This is a genomic window from Cryobacterium sp. MLB-32, from assembly GCF_000738085.1.
Classification (GTDB): domain Bacteria; phylum Actinomycetota; class Actinomycetes; order Actinomycetales; family Microbacteriaceae; genus Cryobacterium.
Genome location: NZ_JPRS01000356.1, coordinates 1 through 1,110 on the forward strand (window position 1 = coordinate 1; position 1,110 = coordinate 1,110).

The following is a 1,110-nucleotide window of genomic DNA, read 5'->3' on the forward strand; positions in this document are numbered from 1 at the left end:
CAGGCTGTCAGGGTGTTCTTCCGTGGTATTTCCCAACTAAATCCGAACAAACGGCACTACTATGTTGTGTACGTGAAAGCCCGGACCCTGCTTTCAATAAGCCATTTTCAGGGTGGAGATGCAAGTTTCGCCTTATCGCGACGCATCGGCTAGGAATTTTCATGACACACATCACGCCATTGCACAGGGAATCCCTTGCCGACATGTGCTTCGCTTTGGTCGATCACCGTCCGGACGGGGCTGAAACCTATGATCGGCGACGCGCGGCCATATTTCTCGCGCACGCCATCGAGGAACAGATGGGCGACGACGACGCGGTCAGCCTCGAGCAGGCGAAGCGTGTCTACGCAGAAGCCCTGCGGCAAGGCACCCTCTAGTTCCTTCTTGAATCGTGATCGTCAGCCCATCATGCACGAGACGAGACCTTCCCATTGCATAGGTACACGGCTACCATCACGCCATGTCGAACTCATCGATCGGACCACCGCGAGCCTCAGACCTGCCGCCGCCCGTCGAAGAATCACAAGTCGAGAAAGACCTACGCAAGAGGCTCAGGCGTGAGGCGCGGCCTCCCTTTCTATACTGGTTCCTGAAGACGGGAATCCGGGTCGTTGCACCCCTTGGTGTGATAATCCTGCTCGGTTTCGCTGTCACGGGGTTTCCGCGAGGTTATGAGCTGCTGAGTGGCTTGCAGTCGCCCGCCGGTGTAAACGAGACCCCACTCGTGAGCGCGGCCGCCTGGACACTCTCCATCATCGGCTGGATAGCAGTTCCGGCGCTAATCGGCGCAATAGTCGGTTACAGCGTGGGCGCACAGATCGGCCGACACCGGTCACGGTCCCGTAGCGATCTCTTTCATCAGATCTACTAGGAGGGTCACTAGTGGCTATTCGGCGACTCGCTAACCTGCTGTCGGTGGACGACACATGGAAGGACTTCGTTGTGCATTTCGTGCACACGTCACATGCTGATGATTGGGGACTATCTGAAATCCACTGGTTGGAATTCGTTGGGGAGTGCCTGCACCTCGAGGGCTTGGGAGGACTTGCCAGCGAACCGGCCGAACGCTTCGCGGAGCACGAGGCCCAAGTCAGGTACAACTATCGTGTC

At 57.6% G+C, this 1,110-nt stretch carries 2 protein-coding genes; both read left to right on the plus strand.

The window, feature by feature from the left end:
* Positions 1-161 precede the first annotated feature (161 nt).
* Entirely contained in the window at positions 162-377 is a 216-nt protein-coding gene (locus tag JF66_RS18530; RefSeq protein ID WP_035880324.1) for a hypothetical protein, read from the plus strand.
* A gap of 83 nt (positions 378-460) precedes the next feature.
* Positions 461-871: a DUF6313 family protein gene (locus tag JF66_RS25450; RefSeq protein ID WP_369798069.1), complete on the plus strand. Its 411-nt coding sequence runs from the start codon at positions 461-463 to the stop codon at positions 869-871.
* Positions 872-1,110: the final 239 nt, after the last annotated feature.